The 18,367-nt window shown below is 41.9% G+C and carries 20 protein-coding genes and 2 pseudogenes; 15 read left to right on the top strand and 7 right to left on the bottom strand.

Annotated elements, in window-relative coordinates; genetic code table 11:
* Positions 1-160 precede the first annotated feature (160 nt).
* The 3 genes and pseudogenes from dapA to purC all read left to right on the top strand — a co-directional run bounded on the left by dapA (position 161) and on the right by purC (position 2,436).
* The gene (gene dapA / locus AVJ20_RS10015; protein ID WP_078193262.1) at positions 161-1,060 is read left to right on the top strand and encodes a 4-hydroxy-tetrahydrodipicolinate synthase; all 900 of its coding nucleotides are present in this window, start codon (positions 161-163) and stop codon (positions 1,058-1,060) included.
* Positions 1,061-1,075: 15 nt separating this feature from the next.
* Positions 1,076-1,680 (top strand): annotated as a pseudogene (locus AVJ20_RS10010) (lipoprotein-34 precursor (NlpB)).
* 36 nt (positions 1,681-1,716) lie between these two features.
* Positions 1,717-2,436, top strand: coding sequence for a phosphoribosylaminoimidazolesuccinocarboxamide synthase (gene purC / locus AVJ20_RS10005; RefSeq protein WP_078190626.1), 720 nt, complete (start codon positions 1,717-1,719; stop codon positions 2,434-2,436).
* Between the two features lie 334 nt (positions 2,437-2,770).
* Here purC and AVJ20_RS10000 read toward each other — a convergent pair whose 3' ends face one another.
* Positions 2,771-4,042, bottom strand: a complete 1,272-nt coding sequence (locus AVJ20_RS10000; protein WP_111885104.1) for a replication-associated recombination protein A — start codon at positions 4,040-4,042, stop codon at positions 2,771-2,773.
* Between the two features lie 375 nt (positions 4,043-4,417).
* On the opposite strand from AVJ20_RS10000, the pseudogene AVJ20_RS09995 reads away from it, so the two are divergent.
* Positions 4,418-6,090, top strand: a pseudogene (locus AVJ20_RS09995) (EAL domain-containing protein); the annotation flags it as partial.
* 20 nt (positions 6,091-6,110) lie between these two features.
* Positions 6,111-6,587, top strand: coding sequence for a DUF523 domain-containing protein (locus AVJ20_RS09990; RefSeq protein WP_111885103.1), 477 nt, complete (start codon positions 6,111-6,113; stop codon positions 6,585-6,587).
* Positions 6,588-6,614: 27 nt separating this feature from the next.
* Here the strand turns inward: AVJ20_RS09990 and AVJ20_RS09985 are convergent, their stop codons facing one another.
* On the bottom strand, positions 6,615-7,067 hold the full coding sequence (locus AVJ20_RS09985) for a YcgN family cysteine cluster protein (protein WP_111885135.1): 453 nt from the start codon (positions 7,065-7,067) through the stop codon (positions 6,615-6,617).
* 167 nt (positions 7,068-7,234) lie between these two features.
* Here AVJ20_RS09985 and AVJ20_RS09980 point away from each other — a divergent pair, with 167 nt between their 5' ends.
* On the top strand, positions 7,235-7,393 hold the full coding sequence (locus AVJ20_RS09980) for a DUF1328 domain-containing protein (protein ID WP_005006601.1): 159 nt from the start codon (positions 7,235-7,237) through the stop codon (positions 7,391-7,393).
* A 170-nt stretch (positions 7,394-7,563) separates the two neighbouring features.
* Here AVJ20_RS09980 and murJ read toward each other — a convergent pair whose 3' ends face one another.
* Complete coding sequence (gene murJ, locus AVJ20_RS09975; protein ID WP_111885102.1) at positions 7,564-9,105, bottom strand: murein biosynthesis integral membrane protein MurJ; 1,542 nt, start codon at positions 9,103-9,105, stop codon at positions 7,564-7,566.
* A gap of 86 nt (positions 9,106-9,191) precedes the next feature.
* Entirely contained in the window at positions 9,192-9,764 is a 573-nt protein-coding gene (gene ampD / locus AVJ20_RS09970) for a 1,6-anhydro-N-acetylmuramyl-L-alanine amidase AmpD (protein ID WP_078190631.1), read from the bottom strand.
* A 198-nt stretch (positions 9,765-9,962) separates the two neighbouring features.
* Between ampD and nadC the strand changes: the two genes are divergently transcribed.
* On the top strand, positions 9,963-10,808 hold the full coding sequence (gene nadC, locus AVJ20_RS09965) for a carboxylating nicotinate-nucleotide diphosphorylase (RefSeq protein ID WP_111885101.1): 846 nt from the start codon (positions 9,963-9,965) through the stop codon (positions 10,806-10,808).
* 73 nt (positions 10,809-10,881) lie between these two features.
* On the opposite strand, the gene AVJ20_RS09960 is transcribed toward nadC, so the two are convergent.
* Positions 10,882-11,124: a hypothetical protein gene (locus tag AVJ20_RS09960; protein WP_111885100.1), complete on the bottom strand. Its 243-nt coding sequence runs from the start codon at positions 11,122-11,124 to the stop codon at positions 10,882-10,884.
* A 150-nt stretch (positions 11,125-11,274) separates the two neighbouring features.
* Entirely contained in the window at positions 11,275-11,991 is a 717-nt protein-coding gene (rph, locus tag AVJ20_RS09955) for a ribonuclease PH (RefSeq protein WP_111885099.1), read from the bottom strand.
* A gap of 176 nt (positions 11,992-12,167) precedes the next feature.
* Here rph and AVJ20_RS09950 point away from each other — a divergent pair, with 176 nt between their 5' ends.
* On the top strand, positions 12,168-12,845 hold the full coding sequence (locus AVJ20_RS09950) for a TetR family transcriptional regulator (RefSeq protein ID WP_111885098.1): 678 nt from the start codon (positions 12,168-12,170) through the stop codon (positions 12,843-12,845).
* 60 nt (positions 12,846-12,905) lie between these two features.
* Here AVJ20_RS09950 and AVJ20_RS09945 read toward each other — a convergent pair whose 3' ends face one another.
* Positions 12,906-13,523, bottom strand: coding sequence for a thiol:disulfide interchange protein DsbA/DsbL (locus tag AVJ20_RS09945; RefSeq protein WP_111885097.1), 618 nt, complete (start codon positions 13,521-13,523; stop codon positions 12,906-12,908).
* 182 nt (positions 13,524-13,705) lie between these two features.
* On the opposite strand from AVJ20_RS09945, the gene ubiG reads away from it, so the two are divergent.
* The 7 genes from ubiG to AVJ20_RS09915 all read left to right on the top strand — a co-directional run bounded on the left by ubiG (position 13,706) and on the right by AVJ20_RS09915 (position 18,252).
* Complete coding sequence (ubiG, locus tag AVJ20_RS09940) at positions 13,706-14,416, top strand: bifunctional 2-polyprenyl-6-hydroxyphenol methylase/3-demethylubiquinol 3-O-methyltransferase UbiG (protein WP_111885096.1); 711 nt, start codon at positions 13,706-13,708, stop codon at positions 14,414-14,416.
* Positions 14,416-15,114, top strand: coding sequence for an HAD family hydrolase (locus tag AVJ20_RS09935; RefSeq protein ID WP_111885095.1), 699 nt, complete (start codon positions 14,416-14,418; stop codon positions 15,112-15,114). Before ubiG ends, AVJ20_RS09935 begins: the two co-directional genes overlap by 1 nt.
* Before the next feature lie 36 nt (positions 15,115-15,150).
* The gene (locus AVJ20_RS09930; RefSeq protein WP_111885094.1) at positions 15,151-15,900 is read left to right on the top strand and encodes a YciK family oxidoreductase; all 750 of its coding nucleotides are present in this window, start codon (positions 15,151-15,153) and stop codon (positions 15,898-15,900) included.
* Between the two features lie 169 nt (positions 15,901-16,069).
* Entirely contained in the window at positions 16,070-16,489 is a 420-nt protein-coding gene (locus AVJ20_RS09925) for a hypothetical protein (RefSeq protein WP_111885093.1), read from the top strand.
* A gap of 232 nt (positions 16,490-16,721) precedes the next feature.
* Entirely contained in the window at positions 16,722-16,877 is a 156-nt protein-coding gene (locus tag AVJ20_RS18430) for a hypothetical protein (RefSeq protein WP_168379727.1), read from the top strand.
* Positions 16,878-17,188: 311 nt separating this feature from the next.
* The gene (locus tag AVJ20_RS09920; RefSeq protein WP_078193274.1) at positions 17,189-17,599 is read left to right on the top strand and encodes an RcnB family protein; all 411 of its coding nucleotides are present in this window, start codon (positions 17,189-17,191) and stop codon (positions 17,597-17,599) included.
* Positions 17,600-17,841: 242 nt separating this feature from the next.
* Positions 17,842-18,252 carry an RcnB family protein gene (locus AVJ20_RS09915; RefSeq protein WP_111885092.1) on the top strand — a complete coding sequence of 137 codons (411 nt, stop codon included), beginning with the start codon at positions 17,842-17,844 and terminating at the stop codon, positions 18,250-18,252.
* The last annotated feature ends 115 nt before the right edge of the window (positions 18,253-18,367 follow it).

The raw sequence follows: 18,367 nt of genomic DNA, 5'->3' as shown, positions 1-18,367 counted from the left end.
ACCAAAGCATATTGTTCTTATGCGTTTGATCAGTCATAATTTGCGTAAGCATTATTCAATTTGGGTATAGCCCAATGAACATGCTACAAATCAAAATTCGAAACCATCCAGAAATCAATATTTCATCTTGTCGGATGGACAAATAGGATAGCTTTTCAAAATGACTCAGCAAGCTCAGACCATTCAAGGTTCAATTGTCGCAATCGTCACCCCAATGTTTGAAGATGGCAGCGTAGATTGGAAGAGCCTCGAGAAGCTGGTTGAGTGGCATATAAAGCAAGGCACTAACAGTATTGTTGCTGTAGGGACTACAGGTGAAGCTTCTACCTTGAGCATGGCCGAACACACTCAGGTGATCAAAGAAATCATCCGTGTGGCGAACAAACGCATTCCAATTATTGCCGGCACAGGTGCAAACTCAACCCACGAAGCAATTGAACTCACCAAAGAAGCCAAAGAATTAGGTGCAGATGCGGCATTATTAGTTACACCATACTATAACAAACCTACCCAAGAAGGCCTGTATCAACACTACAAAGCGATTGCTGAAGCTGTTGATTTACCTCAAATTTTGTACAATGTACCTGGCCGAACCGGTGTAGACATGCACAACGACACCGTGATCCGTCTTGCTGATATTCCACAAATCGTGGGCATTAAAGACGCCACTGGCGATGTTCCTCGTGGTCAAGAACTCATTGAAGGCCTTAAAGGCAAAGATATGGTGGTGTACTCAGGTGATGATGCAACGGCTTATCAGTTAATGGGTTTAGGTGCTAAAGGCAACATTTCGGTTACTGCGAACGTGGCGCCAAAAGAAATGAGCGAAGTGTGTGCAAGCGCTTTGGCGGGTGACGCAGTCCAAGCCGAGCAACAAAACAATACTGTTGCAAATTTACATCAAATTTTATTTTGCGAATCGAACCCAATTCCTGTGAAATGGGCACTTCATGAGATGAACCTGATTGAAACAGGCATTCGCTTACCATTAACACCCCTTGCAGAACAATATCGTACTCCGCTTCGTGAAGCACTCATCACTGCGGGCGTTATCAAATAAAGAAGAGCAAACATCATGCAATTACGTTTAGGACTTAGCCTGGCACTTTCAGTATTTACATTAGCCGGTTGTAGTTCACTTGCCTTTAATAATGGCACACTGGACTATAAACAAACCACAGATGTTGAACCGCTGAAATACCCTGAAGGGTCAATGGTTCGTCCTGCAACGCCTTTGTATCCTGCTCCATCAGTTGACCCGCTAGCAATTGAGCATGCACCAAAGCTTGAAAATAAGCGTGGCAATCGCTATGCCCTTCCGCGTCCAGCCGCGGAAAAAATAATGTCGTCGCAGATTCCTCAACAGACAGTACAAATATTAGCCGCCCTCAACTATTGGTGGATGGAAATCAAAATCCACTGATCAAAGTTGAAGGAAATTCTGCTACAATTTGGCAATACACACTTGCTACCCTCAGCAGCCTTAACCATACCATTGTTGGTCAGAGCAAAAACCGTTACGAAGTAACCGTCAAGGTCGATCAGCAGACCTATGTTTTAAGACTTTCTTCTGTAGGTTCAAGCAATAACATCGCTGTGTTCAATGCCGATAACAGTTTTGCAGACAAAGAAAAAGCTGCAGATCTGTTAGCTCAGATTTACCAAAATTGGCCAGCCTAGTCGTACTAGGCATTTTTTCTCGAAAAAGGTTCCCTCATGTTAAAACAAACCTTGCTCTATACTGGTAAAGCTAAATCTGTTTATGAAACAGATAGTTCTGACCACCTCATCCTAGTTTTCCGTGACGATGCTTCTGCATTCAACGGTGAAAAAATTGAACAACTGGATCGCAAAGGTAAGGTGAACAACCGTTTTAACGCCTTTATCATGGAGAAATTGGCTGCGGCTGGTATCGAAACTCATTTCGAAAAACTTCTTTCTCCAACTGAAGTTTTAGTGAAAAAATTAACCATGGTTCCTGTAGAGTGCGTAATTCGTAACTATGCAGCAGGTTCACTTTGCCGTCGTTTAGGCGTTGAAGAAGGTAAAGAACTTACTCCGCCAACTTTCGAATTGTTCTTCAAAGACGATGCGTTAGGCGACCCAATGGTGAATGAATCACAAGCGATTGCATTAGGTTGGGCGACTGCAGAACAACTCGCTCAAATGAAAGAATTGACTTATAAAGTAAACGAAGTACTTAAAGGTCTATTCGATGCAGGCAACATGCTGCTTGTTGACTTTAAACTTGAATTTGGCGTGTTCCACGACCGTATCGTATTGGGTGATGAATTCTCTCCAGACGGCTGCCGTCTATGGGACAAAGACACTAAGAAAAAACTCGACAAAGACCGTTTCCGTCAAGGTTTAGGCGGTGTGGTTGAAGCGTATGAAGAAGTTGCTGCACGTTTAGGTATCGACCTTTCTGATATCTAAGTCGTTCATCGATTTGAAAAACCGAGCTCTTTAGCTCGGTTTTTTAATGAAATATTACTCGATTAATCCATGATCGAAAAAACAAATGTTAACCATAAAAATCCTCTGTTTCACATTTACCCAAGTTCACACTAAGATAGCTACATACCAGGCAGCACTAGGATCTATAAGTTTCCAATGTGTATACCGACCAGATTTTCCATCTACCCTCTAGGATGTATCTCCCCAAAGACATCCTATTTTTTCAGCCCAGCTCGCCTTGAGTTGGGCTTTTTTTGCATGAAATAGACATAAAAAAGGGCGCCGAAGCGCCTTGCCATTATGATCATTCAAATCATTGTTGCTGTTGTTGCATCCAACGTCGTTGCTGCAAACGCTCACCTTCAACTTCACGTTTATTACGTGCAGACTCATACAGCTTAGTGCCTTTCAGTTCAGGCGGCATATAATCCTGCATGACAAAATGCTCAGGATAATTATGTGGATATAAATAGTCCACGCCATAGCCTTGCTCTTTCATCAATTTGGTTGGTGCATTTCTCAAATGTAGTGGCACAGGTAGATTCGAGGTTTTTTCTGCCAAATCTAAGGCTTTGTTGATGGCCAAATAAGTGCTGTTACTTTTAGCACTGGTTGCCAAATACACCGCACATTGCCCCAAAATGATTCGACACTCAGGCATACCAATTGCCTGCACAGATCGGAAACATTCTCCAGCCAACAGTAAAGCATTTGGATTTGAGTTGCCAATATCTTCAGATGCCGCAATCAACATACGACGGGCAATAAAAACAGGATCTTCACCACCTTTGAGCATTCGAGCCATCCAATACAAAGCGGCATCTGGATCACTGCCTCGAATCGACTTAATAAAAGCCGAAACTAAATCATAATGCTGTTCGCCCGATTTGTCATAGCGTGCAATATTTTGCTGCGCAACTTTGACCACCACCGCATTGTTAATGATATTTTCTAAGTCTGGCTCAAACGTACTGGCGATTAAATCTAAAAGATTTAATGCTTTACGAGCATCACCTGCGGCAAATTGAAATAAAGCTTCATATTCTTCGATTTGAATATAACGCTCTTTTAAAAACGAATCTTGCTGAATCGCTTGATCCAATAAGCGCTGAATTGCGTCATTATCCAGAGCATTTAAGGTATAGACCTGACAACGCGACAATAAGGCATTATTAACTTCAAATGAAGGGTTTTCTGTGGTTGCACCAATCAGGGTAATTTTGCCCTTTTCAACTGCATTCAGTAATGCATCTTGTTGTGACTTATTAAAACGATGAATTTCATCAATAAACACCACAGGTGTCAATAAATCTCCACCATCGGCGATGATTTCACGTAACTCTTTCACCCCAGTATTGAGCGCAGATAAACTAATAAATGGTCGGTCAACAGCCTGCGCCAACAACAATGCAATCGTGGTTTTACCTACACCCGGAGGTCCCCAAAAAATAATCGATGGCAAATGCCCTTGGTCAATCATCTGGCGTAACGGTGCATCTTCACCCAAAAGGTGATCTTGTCCAATAATTTGAGATAAATCATGAGGACGCATGCGTTCAGGAAGAGGAATTTGGCTGTCTGACATCTTATTATTTCGTTTCCGGCAATTGGGGACGTTTTTTCTATTCTAACACTGCCTTGGCAGAATCTTTGCTTTATTCGGTATTCAATTTAGGAGGGTGGTTTAATGTCGTTATTTAAGTATCTTGCATGTAAAAAAGCTTAGGCGAATGTTAACTATAATGTAACAAGACATCCTAGCCCTTATTGATCAAATTAAAGTATCATCGGCAAGATATCCCATTTTAGACTTGCCTGACCCAATTGGACAGATTGTATGAAGCAATCAACAAAGCAAAAGCGAATCGTTCAAGTTCAACAAGGCATTGATCTACCTATAAATTTATTTCAAAAAATGCCCCAAGCCAAGAATATACAATTACAAGATAATCAATTCGCTGAATTACGAGAAAAACTGAATAGTCGTAATCAAATGTTAGATGCTAGTGTCGACTGTATAAAATTATTAAGTCTAGACGGTCAAGTTCTGCATATGAACGCGCGGGATGTTTAGCTCTGGGCGTACCTCTAACTGAAACTGAGTTTGGTATGTCTTGGCATAAATTACTGCCTGAAGAAGTCCGTGACGCGTGTTTGAATGCTTTTGCCGAAGCCAAAGAAGGTAAAATATCTCGCTTTGTCGGCATGAGCCAAGTAGCAGATGAACCCTTGGCTTATTGGGATAATATGCTCAGCCCAGTATTCAACGAATATGGCCAAGTCAAAGAAATCCTCTGTGTATCACGTGATATTACGATACAGCGACTTGCAGAAAATAAACTTCAACGCATCATTGAACAAGATGATTTAACAGGTTTATTAAACCGCCGTGCGTTTAGTCGAGTATTTAAAAGCCAATTAAAAGTGGCGCGAGAACATCAGCAACAACTGGGTTTGTTATTAATCGATCTAGATTATTTTAAGCATATTAACGACACCTTAGGTCATAGTGCAGGAGACCATTTACTGCATACCCTTGGGCAGCATTTTCAGCAATGTTTTGATACAAATATTGTAGTTTCACGTTTAGGTGGCGATGAATTTGCCATTTCTATTCCAAATTTAAAATCGCAACAACAATTACAGAATTTTGCCAGCATCGCCTGTCAGCAAATGGACATGCCCATTTTCTATAATGGGCAAAGTATCAATATTGGTATGAGTATTGGCTGTGCGATCTACCCACGCGATGCACAAAATACCTCCAATTTACTTAAATGTGCTGATATTGCGCTAAATGATTTAAAAAGCAGTGGTCGTGGTGGTATACGAATGTTCAACCATACTATGTTAAAAACCCTTGAAAATACTACTCGCCAATTAACGCTTGCACGCAGCTTGATTAAGTCCAATCAAATTATTCCGTTTTATCAGCCCAAAGTTCGTCTTTCTGACAGTCAAGTTATCGGCTTTGAAGCCTTGTTACGTTGGTATGATAAAGACCAACAATTACAATTACCTTCTCAAATTTTTGCTGCATTTCAAGATTATGAATTGGCTTCACGCATTAGTGAAACAATGCAAATTAAAATCTTTCAAGATATTCAAAAATGGATTGAACTTGGACTGCAACCGCTACCGATTTCAATAAATGCTGCACCTGTCGAATTTTTACGTGATGATTATGCGGAAAAACTACTAAATCGCTTAAAGCAGTTTGGTATATCACCAGATATTATTGAGGTCGAAATTACCGAGCAAAGCCTGTCAGAACGTGGCTCAAATTATGTGATTCGCGCTCTCCATTTATTAAAAGAGCATGGCATACACATTTCTCTAGATGATTTTGGTACAGGTCATTCATCATTAACACGTTTGAGTAATTACCCTGTCGACTGTATTAAGATAGACCGTAATTTTGTGGAACGCATGCATACCGACTGTTCAGCACTTGCCATTGTCAAAGCGATTACCCAAATTGGTGCGAGTGTTTCCCTGAATATATTAGTCGAAGGTATAGAGAAACCGGAACAGGTCGATACCTTAAAAGAATGTAATTGTCATACTGGACAAGGTTTTTACTTTTATCGTCCGCTCAGTTATGACCATGCGATGGAACTTTTGAGTCACTAAAACTTGTGGAGCAAGACACGATGACACTGAAGTATTTAGTCAGTGCCTGTCTGGCAGGCCAACCCGTTCGTTATGATGCCAAATCAAATACACAACAAGCAATTTGCCAACTGATGCAGACTCACCAAGTCATTACGGCCTGCCCAGAAATGATGGGCGGCCTTAGCTGTCCACGTTTTCCTGCAGAAATTCAAAATGGTCAAGCCACTGATGTGCTCAATGGTACAGCCCAAGTCAAAGATGTCTTGGGCACAGATGTCAGTGCTGAATTTATCGCGGGTGCCCACCGCATATTGGAATTGGCCCAATTGCATAAGGTTGATGTGGTGGTCTTAAAAGATCGTAGCCCGTCGTGCGGCAGTCATTATATTTATGATGGCACCTTTACGCGTACAAAAATTGAAGGCTATGGAGTAACCACAGCACTCCTCAAACAGCATGGTTTTCAGGTTCTGTCAGAACAAGACTTTCTGGCCATGATACAAGATCAACTCTAGCCCCAAGATAGAGCGTATCTATGTCCTTTAGCGTACCCAACGCACAATATAATCTTCAATATCATCAGGGTTGACGTCTTCTTCACTGATGCAACGCCCTGCGGCAGACTTTCGTGCCTTCAAAATACTGTCACGACTTCCCGTCACGAGATGATGCCAACGCGGTAAATCTTTACCTTCAAAAATTCTACGATAAGCACAGCTCGGCGGTAGCCAATGAAATTGGTGAATTTGTTCAGGTGTCAGCTGTATGCAGTCTGCAACATGTGATTTGCGATTTGGATAATCGGAACAACTGGCAGTTTCACAATCTAAAAGTTTGCATGCCACTTTGGTGTATGCCACCTCTTGCGTATCTTCATCTTCAAGCTTGATTAAACAACACAGCCCGCAACCATCACAGAGGGACTCCCACTCCAAATGAGTGAGTTCAGTCAAAGCATGCTTTTTCCAAAAATGTGGGCGTAGAGTATCGGTCATCTTCTCGCTCGCAACGAAGGTGGCAGGCATATTAACTGAACCCGCACATAAATTCCTTGTTTAAGTTACCGAATATTGAACATTAAATAAACAAAAGAATACATAGCATGCTTTCTGTGACTCCTATACTGATGAGACAGAATAAAAAATCACATGGAGATAAAACTATGTTCCGCTGGGCTATTATTTTCGCTGTAATTGCATTGATTGCGAGTCTGCTAGGTTTTGGTGGTGTTGCAGGCTTATCCAAAGACTTTGCTGTTATTCTTTTGGTTATTGCAGTCATTCTCGCAATTGTTGGTTTCCTCTCTCGAGGAAAAGTTTAGGCGACTGAGTGACTGATTCAATGTCGTTTTAAACTACAAATTACTCCCCTCAGACTCATGAATCAGAAACCTATGTTTTTATCATCTTGAGTCTCAATCAAAAAAATAAGAGCCTATGGGCTCTTATTTTTTACATCAACGTCAAACGCATTACGCTGTAGGTTTTAGCTTTAAGGTTTTAAGTGACGAGGTCTAAAGCCGGTTGCAATTAAAGCAATCCCATAAGCAGCAATGCCAATCACACATAAGATGATCACTTCCGCGACACGCATCCACGCAGATACATCACCGTTGTACCATGTTAAGCCATACCACAGTGCAGCAATCATCACAGCATTGGCAATCGCAAACTGAATCACCAATTTTTTCCAATGCGCACCAAAACGGAAAATATTGCGCTTATGTAAATAAAAATACAGCATCCCTGCATTTACTAAAGCGGAACCCGATGATGCCAATGCCAAAGCCATATGCTCAGCATGCCAATCAATCAGTTTAAAGAACCCAATAAACACCACGTTAAGAATAGCATTGGCTGCGACCGCCATTAAACCTACACGTACTGGAGTTTTTGTATCTTGCTGCGCATAAAACCCTGGTGCAAACACTTTGATGAGCATGAATGAAATCACACCAGCACTCATACATTGCAATGCTAATGCAGTCATTTGTGTATCTTCAAAGCTAAATTGACCACGTTCAAATAAGGCCTGAATAATAGGTGTCGAAAGCATGAACAGCGCAATACTGGCAGGCACACCCACCAAGATAATGACTTTAGCCGCCCAATCAATCATACGGCGGAATTTGTCCTGATCCTGTTCAGCATGGCGTGCAGACAATGACGGTAAAATCACGGTACCAATGGCCACCCCAATCAAACCTAAAGGCAGCTCGGTCATACGTTCAGCACTATACAGCCATGATACTGAACCATCTTGCATGAAAGACGCCCAAATGGTGTTCAACAGTAGGTTGATCTGCGTCACTGAGACACCAAACAGCGCTGGCAGCATCAACTTCATGATGCGATCAACACCTTCATGTTTGAAGTCAACTTTCGGTGGAATCAGTAATTTTTTACGCCATAGCTCTGGAATCTGAATCGCCAATTGTAAGAAGCCTGCAGCGACAACAGACCAACCTAAAGCCATAATTGGCTCGGCCATATAAGGGGTTAACCATAGCGCACCGGCAATCATCGCGACATTAAGTAACACTGGAGCGAACGCAGGTGTACTGAATGAGCCATAACTATTCAAAATACTGCTGGCAAATGCCGTTAAGGACATAAACAGTAAGTAAGGAATCGTTAGGCGGAACATATCGGTAGCTAACGCAAACTTGTCTGCATCACCATGGAAACCCGGTGCATAGATATAAATAATCGCGGGTGCCGCCACCATTGCGATGAACGTCAAACTAGTCATCACCAGACCTAAACAGCCAAAAACACGGCTAATCAGAATCTGGACTTCGGCATGGGTTCGACTGGTTTTATATTCAGTCAATACAGGAATAAAGGCTTGTGAAAATGCCCCTTCTGCGAATAAGCGCCTAAAAAAGTTAGGAATACGAAAGGCAACCACGAAGGTATCGAAGTCTTTACCTGCACCAAATACATTTAACAGGACAATATCCCGTACCAGTCCCAATACACGGGACAACATAGTCATTGCACTGACAATGACTGTCGAACGCCAAAGCGCCATCGGTATTTCTCACTTTTGAAAGTGCGCCTATTGTAATGAAACTCGTCAAGGAATTTCATTGGTTTATTAAACGCAGTATGTATTGTTTATTTGTTTTTAAAATGATGTAGCTGTTGACGAAAAGCGTTCCACTCAAAAAATGGACCCGGATCAGTTTTACGTCCCGGTGCAATATCTGAATGCCCTGCAATATGTTGTTGAATTTTAGGATAAGCCTGTTGTAAACACGCCACGACCTCGGTCAGCACAGCATATTGTGCAGCTTCAAAAGGTAAATCATCACTTCCTTCGAGTTCGATACCTATCGAATAATCATTACATTCTTTTTGTGCTAAATAGGTTGAACGACCTGCATGCCAAGCCCGATCATTAAAATTGACAAACTGTAGGACTTCACCCGTACGCAGAATCAATAAATGTGTCGATACTTGCATCCCTTCAATGGTTTGAAAATAAGGATGTTTCGACCAATCCAACTGATTTTGGAAAAATTGTTCGATATAACCACCTCCAAACTGAGAAGGTGGCAAACTAATATTATGAATGACGACAAGCTGAATTTCGGTATCTTCAGGACGCTGGTTAAAATTCGGTGATGGAATTTGACGCGCACCTAGCAATTGCCCATCCTGCACCTGAAATGTTGTTGCTTGTGACATAAAAAAATCCTGTGTCTAAGCCGGCCTGCAATGCTGCAGATCAAAACGCCGAGCCCTACTTGAAAGGTTTAATGCTAAAACTTTCACATTGAAATCTCAATTCAAGTCTGTGAAAGGAGTTAAAAATCGCTCATTTTTCATGAACAATGCTAATATAACGCGCACATTTTCCTGGGTTAAAAAGATACGGAACTTCTTATGAGCATATCGCAATCTTTGCTTGAACAATCAATCCAAATCAATATTCAACACGCACTACAAGAAGATATTGGCGAAGGCGATATTACAGCCCTGTTAACTCCAGAAGATGAACAAGCAACTGCAACGATTATCAGCCGTGAAGAGATGATCTTGGCGGGTCAGCCTTGGGTCAATGCACTCATTCAGGCTTATGATGCCGCTGTCCAAGTCACTTGGTTGAAAAATGACGGTGACCGTGTGGCCGCAGGCGAAGCCTTTTTAAAACTCGCAGGTTCTGCGCGTAGCTTACTGACGGTTGAGCGTCCAGCCTTAAATTTTGTACAAACCTTATCTGCAGTAGCGACCAAAACCGCTGCCTATGTCCAGCAGCTTGAAGGTTTGCATACTCGTCTACTCGATACCCGTAAAACCTTGCCAGGCCTACGTATTGCACAAAAATATGCGGTTGCTGTCGGAGGTGGTCAAAACCATCGCTTAGGTTTATTTGATGCGTTTTTAATTAAAGAAAATCACATCATGGCAGCAGGTGGCATCCAACAAGCGATTGCCAAAGCACACCAGATTGCACCGGGCAAACCTGTGGAAGTTGAAGTCGAAACTTGGGATGAACTCAACCAAGCGTTAGAAGCAGGTGCGGATATTGTGATGTTGGATAACTTTAGTCAGCAACAAATGATTGATGCCGTTAAACATGTGAATGGTCGCTGCAAACTTGAAGCCTCAGGCAATATCACTATTGCAAATTTACGTGAAGTGGCAACGACAGGGGTCGATTATATTTCGATGGGTGTACTCACCAAAGATGTCACAGCGATTGATTTATCGATGCGCTTTAATGCCTAACGCTCTAGACTTACTCTAAACATAAATAAAGGGTGCTGTTGCACCCTTTATGATGCTTAACCTCTAGCATGATTTAATCATCATCTTTCTGTTGTTTAGCTCGTTCAGCTTCATCTTCGTGTTCAGAGTCCTTTTCATGCTCTGCATCGTCTTCATCCTGCTCGCGCTCATCTTGATCATCGTCCTGATCTTTTGAGTTTTCACTTTGTTCAGATAAACGACCACCTTCACGCTCTTGATCCTGATTCCCCAAAAAATCACAACCACTGATCAAAAATACGCTGAATAAAGAAAAATACATCATCCAATTTTTCATTTTTAGTCCTTCAAAGCATTCTGATCCTATTAATTTGAGTCAAAGACACGCTACTTAATAGCCGATTCTTGTTGGATTTTCTATATTCAGCGCATAAAAAAACGCATCCGAAGATGCGTTCTTTATTCAGTTTAAACTGAATCAAACAACTTACCAACCCAGAGCTTCTTGTTGTTTCTTAATTAACTCTTGAATGCCTTTTTCAGCCAATTCAAGCATTTCATTACACTGTGCACGCGTAAATGGTTTGTCTTCAGCTGTGCCTTGAAGTTCAATGAACTCACCTGCTTGTGTCATGACCACATTTAAGTCAGTTTGGCAGTTTGAATCTTCTTCATAGCAAAGATCAAGTAATGCTTCATCTTGATACATACCTACAGAAACAGCTGCAACTAAGCCTTTAAGCGGATCTTGTTTGATTTTTTTATTTTCAAGCAAGACATTCATCGCATCGACCAAAGCAACAGCTGCACCTGTGATTGATGCTGTGCGTGTACCGCCATCTGCTTGAATCACATCACAGTCGATGCTAATTGTATTTTCACCCAATTTTTTCAAATCAACCATGGCACGTAAGCTACGACCGATCAAACGTTGGATTTCTTGTGTACGACCACTTTGTTTACCACGTGCTGCTTCACGGTCACTACGGGTATGTGTAGAACGTGGAAGCATGCCGTATTCCGCAGTTACCCAGCCTTGACCTTTCCCTTTAAGGAAACGTGGCACTGAGTTGTCTACACTTGCAGTACAAAGAACTTTTGTATGACCAAATTCAACCAATACAGAACCTTCCGCATAACGTGTGTAGTTACGGGTAATTTTTACTTCACGTAATTGATCTAATGCTCGTTGGTCGATACGCATAATGAGTCCTTAATCTGACAAAATTGATTGCGGCACATTATAACAGAAGGTACAGCTAGATTCGGGACGCATTCGTATGCATTTACAAAATCCATTCATCCAAGTTTTGATAGGCCCATCGTACGACATCAGGAAATTTGTTAGACTGAAGCCACGCAAAATTCAGGACGAATTGCATGTCGATACGGGAAGAACGTAAGCAACAAAGTCGTAAAGCCATCCTTGATGCAGCGCTTGCATTAAGTACTACGGGCCGTTCTTTCAGTAGTCTGAGCTTACGCGAAATTTCCCGTCATGTCGGCTTGGTTCCTGCTGCGTTTTATCGCCATTTTCAGGACATGGACGAACTCGGTTTGGAACTGGTCGACCAAATGGCCCTGCACCTTCGAAATGTCCTCAATCAACTGAGTCAGCAATGCTTTCAAGCACCAGATGCACGCACACGACAAAGTCTGGATTATTTATTTCATGCCGTTGAGCAATTTCCTGAGGCATGGATGTTTCTTATTGCTGAACGTTGGGGTGGTTCAGCATTCTTAAGACAAGCCATTACTCGTGAGTTTAATTTTCTCAGTACCGATTTGGCCCATGCACTGGCTCAAGTTGAAGCGACTCAACATATTCAATCCGAACAAGACCTCAAAGTATTGGGACAAATTTTGTTTGAATTGGCCTTAAGTTGGGCCATGCAGTGGATTGACTTACATCGACATATTGACCTTCCACAACGTACGGATGCGCTACAACAATTTCGCCGCCAAGCTCAGACTCAAGTTCAGCTCTTATTTCGTGGCATCTTACATTGGGATCGATCTTTGGCTCAAATCTCTGATCCACAAAATTTATCGCCATAAAACGCAAAATGTACCGTCATAAAAAAAGCCGCATCGAGTGCGGCTTTTTTATGACATCTGTTATTTCGCTTTGCGTTCTTTATCAACAAGGAATTTCACGATTTCAACGGTACGTGCATCTTCACCTTGTACGATGTATTTACCATTGACGGTAATCGCAGGCACGCCGCTCAATTGATATTGAGCCGCTAAGCTTTTCGCTTGAGCAATTTTTGAAGACACAGCAAATGATTTAAATGTGCTGTTAAATTTCGCTTCAGGAACACCATAACGGGTGTAGAACTTAGCAAATGCGCCTTGTTCTAAGATATTTTTTTGACCCACATGAATGTCATGGAACAATTGTAAATGTGCTTTTTGACGAACGCCCAGTGCTTCCGATGCATAGTAAGCACGTGCGCCTTGTTCCCAAAGTGGATTCATTGCTGCAGGTGTACGCACAAAACGAACGTCTTTAGGCAATTGCTTTAACCACGTTTGCATATGTGGTTCTAATGTAAAGCAATGTGGGCAACCATACCAAAAGAACTCACGAACTTCGATTTTACCCGGACGTTCGACTTTAATCGGTTTTGGAATAACCGTGTAATCAGTCCCCGCGACAAATTGTGCTGCCATCGCACTGCCAGAAAAAGCCAAAATAGCTGTTGTAATCGTGCCTAAAAGGAATTTTTTCATTGAACTTATCGTCCTCAAAATCATTATGATTAGTTTATGGCAACACTATAAATCAAATCTGTCGATTTCGTTTTCATTCTGTGAACTTTTTTAAGGCTTTTATCGCTTTTTTTTCAGGACGCGCTACACTAACTCCCATTAACTTTTTTCTAAAATATAAAGACTTGATTGAGGTGCAACCGATGTCGCAATTGAATGTTGATCCACAAGAAATTGCCAAATTTGAAGCTTTCGCAGCCATATGGTGGGATCAGCATTCTGAGTTCCGCCCTTTGCACATGATTAATCCTCTGCGTTTGAACTGGATTGATGAGCATTCAAATGGCATCACTGGCAAGAAAGTATTAGATGTGGGCTGTGGCGGCGGTATTTTAGCTGAAAGCATGGCACGTCGCGGTGCGCAAGTATTGGGTATCGACATGGGTGAAGCGCCATTGAATGTTGCACGCCTACATGCCGAACAAGAAAATGTGCAAAATATTGAATATCGCCAAGTGCCTGTAGAGCAATTGGCAGAAGAACAAGCCGGTCAATATGACGTCGTTACCTGTATGGAAATGCTCGAACACGTACCCGATCCAGCATCAATCATTTTAGCCTGTCAAAAGCTGGTAAAACCGGGTGGACATGTGTTCTTCTCGACCATTAACCGTAATCCTAAAGCCTATTTGTTTGCGATTATTGGTGCGGAATATGTTTTACGCATGTTGGCGAAAGGCACACATGATTATTCGAAGTTTATTAAGCCTTCAGAATTAGCTCATGATATTCGTCAAGCCCAGTTAAAACTCAAAGATATGACGGGTTTACATTATAACCCAATCACCAAACGCTATTGGCTCGCACCGAATGTGGATGTGAACTACATGGTTCATACGGTGAAAGAAGCCTAATGAAAGCTGTACTCTTTGATCTTGACGGTACACTGATTGATACCGCGGCTGATTTTATTCGTATTATTCAAGACATGTGCCGTGACAAAGGCATTGCGGTGGTCAGTGCAGAAGACATTCGTGTACAAGTATCTGAAGGCGCGCGTGCGATGGTCAAACTGGTCTATCCAGAGTTAGACGTTGAAGATCCTGTCTTTCTGGCACATCGTCAACGCTTTCTAGATCTGTATGGTGCTGATATTGCAGTTGATACCGATCTGTTTGAAGGCATGTATCCGCTACTCGATGAACTTGAACAGTATCAAATTCCGTGGGGTATTGTCACCAATAAGCCGCGTTCACTCAGTGAAGCGTTGCTCAAAGCGTTGAATTTGACTGAGCGCTGCTCGGTATTGGTTTGCCCAGACGATGTCAGTAAAACCAAGCCAGACCCAGAGCCGATGTATTTAGCAGCCAAGCACATTCATCTAGATGCTCAAGACTGTATCTATGTCGGTGATCATCCACGTGATATCGATGCCGGTCGTAATGCGCAGATGTACACAATTCTTGCGGCTTATGGCTATTTACCTTTACAACACAAAGATGACTTAACAGCTTGGCATGCAGATTGTATAGTGAAGACTGTTGCTGAATTGCATGAAGTCATTCATGATTTGGTCATCAAACCGAAAACGCTAAACACAGCGACTTTATAACGATAGAACACAACACAATAAAACGAGGAGGTACGGATGAAATATTCAGAATATCAACCTCGCCCCGATCTGCTCAAAGATCGCATTATCCTGATTACAGGTGCGGGCGATGGTATTGGCCGTGCGGCTGCCCTCAGTTATGCCTTACATGGCGCAACCGTGGTCTTACATGGACGCACACTGAATAAACTAGAAGTGATTTACGATGAAATTGAAGGCTTGGGTGCCCCCCAACCGGCGATTTTACCGCTACAACTGTCTAGTGCCTCTCCTCGTGATTATGAGCTGTTGGTCAATACCTTAGAAAAGCAATTTGGTCGCCTAGACGGCATTTTGCATAATGCTGGGATTTTGGGTGAGCGAACTGAACTAGAACATTATCCTGTGGATGTATGGGATGATGTCATGGCGGTGAACCTTCGCGCGCCCTTTGTACTGACTCAAGAGCTGATGCCACTACTACAAAAATCTGAGCATGCCTCAGTGGTCTTTGCCAGTTCGGGTGTGGGACGTGAAGCCCGTGAACGTTGGGGCGCGTACTCGGTTTCAAAAATTGCCATTGAAGCCGTAAGCACATTGTTCGCTAAAGAAAATGAACACCCCAATATTCGTTTTAACTGTATTAACCCTGGTGCGACACGTACTGCCATGCGTGCAAAAGCTTATCCAGACGAAGATCCAAAAACTTTGCCTACGCCTGAAAGCATCATGCCTGCATATTTATATTTAATGGGTGACGACAGCTTGCATTTAACCGGTGCCAGCATAGATGCCCAAGATGAATAGGGTGAAAACCCAATTTAAAAAGGAAGATCGCGCTTCCTTTTTTTATGTCTTGAATCTTTACAACGCATCATTAACCGAATGATTTTGCAGTGACCACGCGAAAGTCGACTTGAGTTTTTAGCAAATTTGCCGATACTTGGGGCATTCTTTAAAAACATTGGATTGATACATGTCTGACTTTAGCAATATTACAGTGACTCCAACTGAGGATGGCATGGTTAACCTACTGGTCGATGGTCAACCGATTTCAGCAAAATATGGCATGAAATTCGACCCGAGTATCGTGGACGATTTAAAAGGCTTAGATGTCGGTCAAAATGCAAAATTATTTGAACAATTTATTTTTTCGCATACTGACTTAAACTTTGAGCATGCCTATTTCTATGTCACTTGCATTCAAAAGCAAGAAGCAGGCTTTCAAGTGATCACTAACTTTGTTTATCGCATCATTGCGCAAGATCAAGCACCGTTTGAGCATGTGATTACCAAACAAGGTGCAGCAATGACACCTGAAGATATTAATGAATTTATTCAAGCTCATATTCAAAAATCATTAACGGATTATACTGACCTGAAATACGCATACTAAGTGTGTTCCAAGTGAAAAATTCATGTTTAAAAAGGGCCATTTGATGCCCTTTTTTTAAACCCTTAGATTAGCATTTGAAATTCAACAAGCTTTGATCAATAGACAGCTTCATTACCCAACTTTCCATTGATCGTATTTTTAAATTATTTTTATAATAATATTCGGTTTTTCAAATTAAGTATAAAAGCATAGACTGCTGGCCATGACATAGACCGACGGCAAGGAGACCCAAATGGCTGATCAAACACGCAAAATTGAAACCATTCGTTCAATTGAAAACTTACAACTGACTGAAAATTTGATCTCTGCAATGGACGATGCCGAGCAAGCTGAATCTGTGGCTCAAGCAATTTATTCACTCCAATGCCTAAACGAGCAGTGGTACTGAAACCCGAAGTTACTCAACATTTTCAGTCTTTCATCTCTCCCCTCATTTGCCTGTCAAGACTTGATGGGCTGTTTTGATCGTGCTTACAATAGACCTCAAATTTAATCAAAGCTGAATTGCAAGGATAAAAAGCGCGCATTATCGGACCATCTCTTCCAAGATGGAAAGATTGTTCTCAGCGCGAAATTTATCGCATAATATCCGCAATCTCTTCGTTTTATTTAAAGAAATATTCATCTTTCTTCACAGTTTCTCTGCATTTAATGCGTACAGTAGTGATATTGAAGATAAATTACTCATGAGGGTTGAACATGAAAAAGATTTTGCCAATTTTGGCTATTTCTTTCAGTGCTTTAATAGCAAGCAGCATCACGTCTGCAGCGCCTCACTTCAAGAACGATGAACGTGGCTTTGATGGCCCACGCGGCAATGCATATGGTCAAATGAAAAAAGATCGTGATTTCCGTGGTTATCAGGACGATGACGATCTTGAAGATCGACGCCGTATGCGTGAACAACGTGGAGTCAAACGTTTGCAACAACATAAATGGCAAACGGGCTATGTGATGCCACAGCATTATCGTGGTAATGGTTATAAAGTCGATTATAAAGACCATAACTTACCTAAACCATCGCGTAATCAGCAATGGTATAAAATCAATAATGACTACATATTGGTCAACTCAGATAGTAACAGTATTCTGAAAATTTTAGGTATGTAAGCCGTTTTGAATTTAATTTCGCCATATTTTTAAAGTCCAGATCAACTCTGGGCTTTTTTTATGAGTTTTTTTTAATGTTTAACCGCAAAAGCTGATGCTGCCTAGCGTTCAGATCATTTACACGCCTTCAAATTTCCTCCATACATTTCACAATTCAACTATATTGCCCCCACGCTTTCTCTGAACTTTCTCGCTAATTTTGAATCATCGAAAAACAGATTAGAAATGTATAGAGGTGTCCCATGAACAAAATCGTATCGACTTTAGTTCTTTCAGTATCGGCTTTGATGGCAACAACAGCAGCCATTGCTGCGCCAGACCATCGTCAAGATGACCGCCGTTACCATCCGTCATACCAACATCAAGACAACCGTTGGGACAAAGATCACCGTCCGAGTAATTGGAATAACAACAACCGTTATGACAATAATCGCTACGACCGTAATGACTTTCGTCGTGTAAATCCAAGCCGCGATTGGCGTGTTGGTCAAAGCTTTCCTCGTTATTTCGATTCAAGCCGCTACAAAGTGAGTGACCGTGAAGCGCGCCGCTTACCGAACACCGGTCGTTATCAACAATGGTACAAAATCAATGGTGACTACGTGCTAGTCAATGATCGTACCGATCGCATCATTCGCATTAAGAATGGCTAATCATTCGACGATCTCTTAAGTCCCTTTCCCAACACCTGAACACTGTTCAGGTGTTTTTTTATCAAATGGAGGGTAAAACTCTGTCCTTCAGGTCAGAGATATAAGCGACACGACA

It is taken from the genome of Acinetobacter sp. CFCC 11171, from assembly GCF_003268405.1.
Lineage (GTDB): Bacteria > Pseudomonadota > Gammaproteobacteria > Pseudomonadales > Moraxellaceae > Acinetobacter > Acinetobacter amyesii.
The sequence above is the reverse complement of the archived record's forward strand: the minus strand, read 5'-3'. Positions and strand labels throughout refer to the sequence as shown.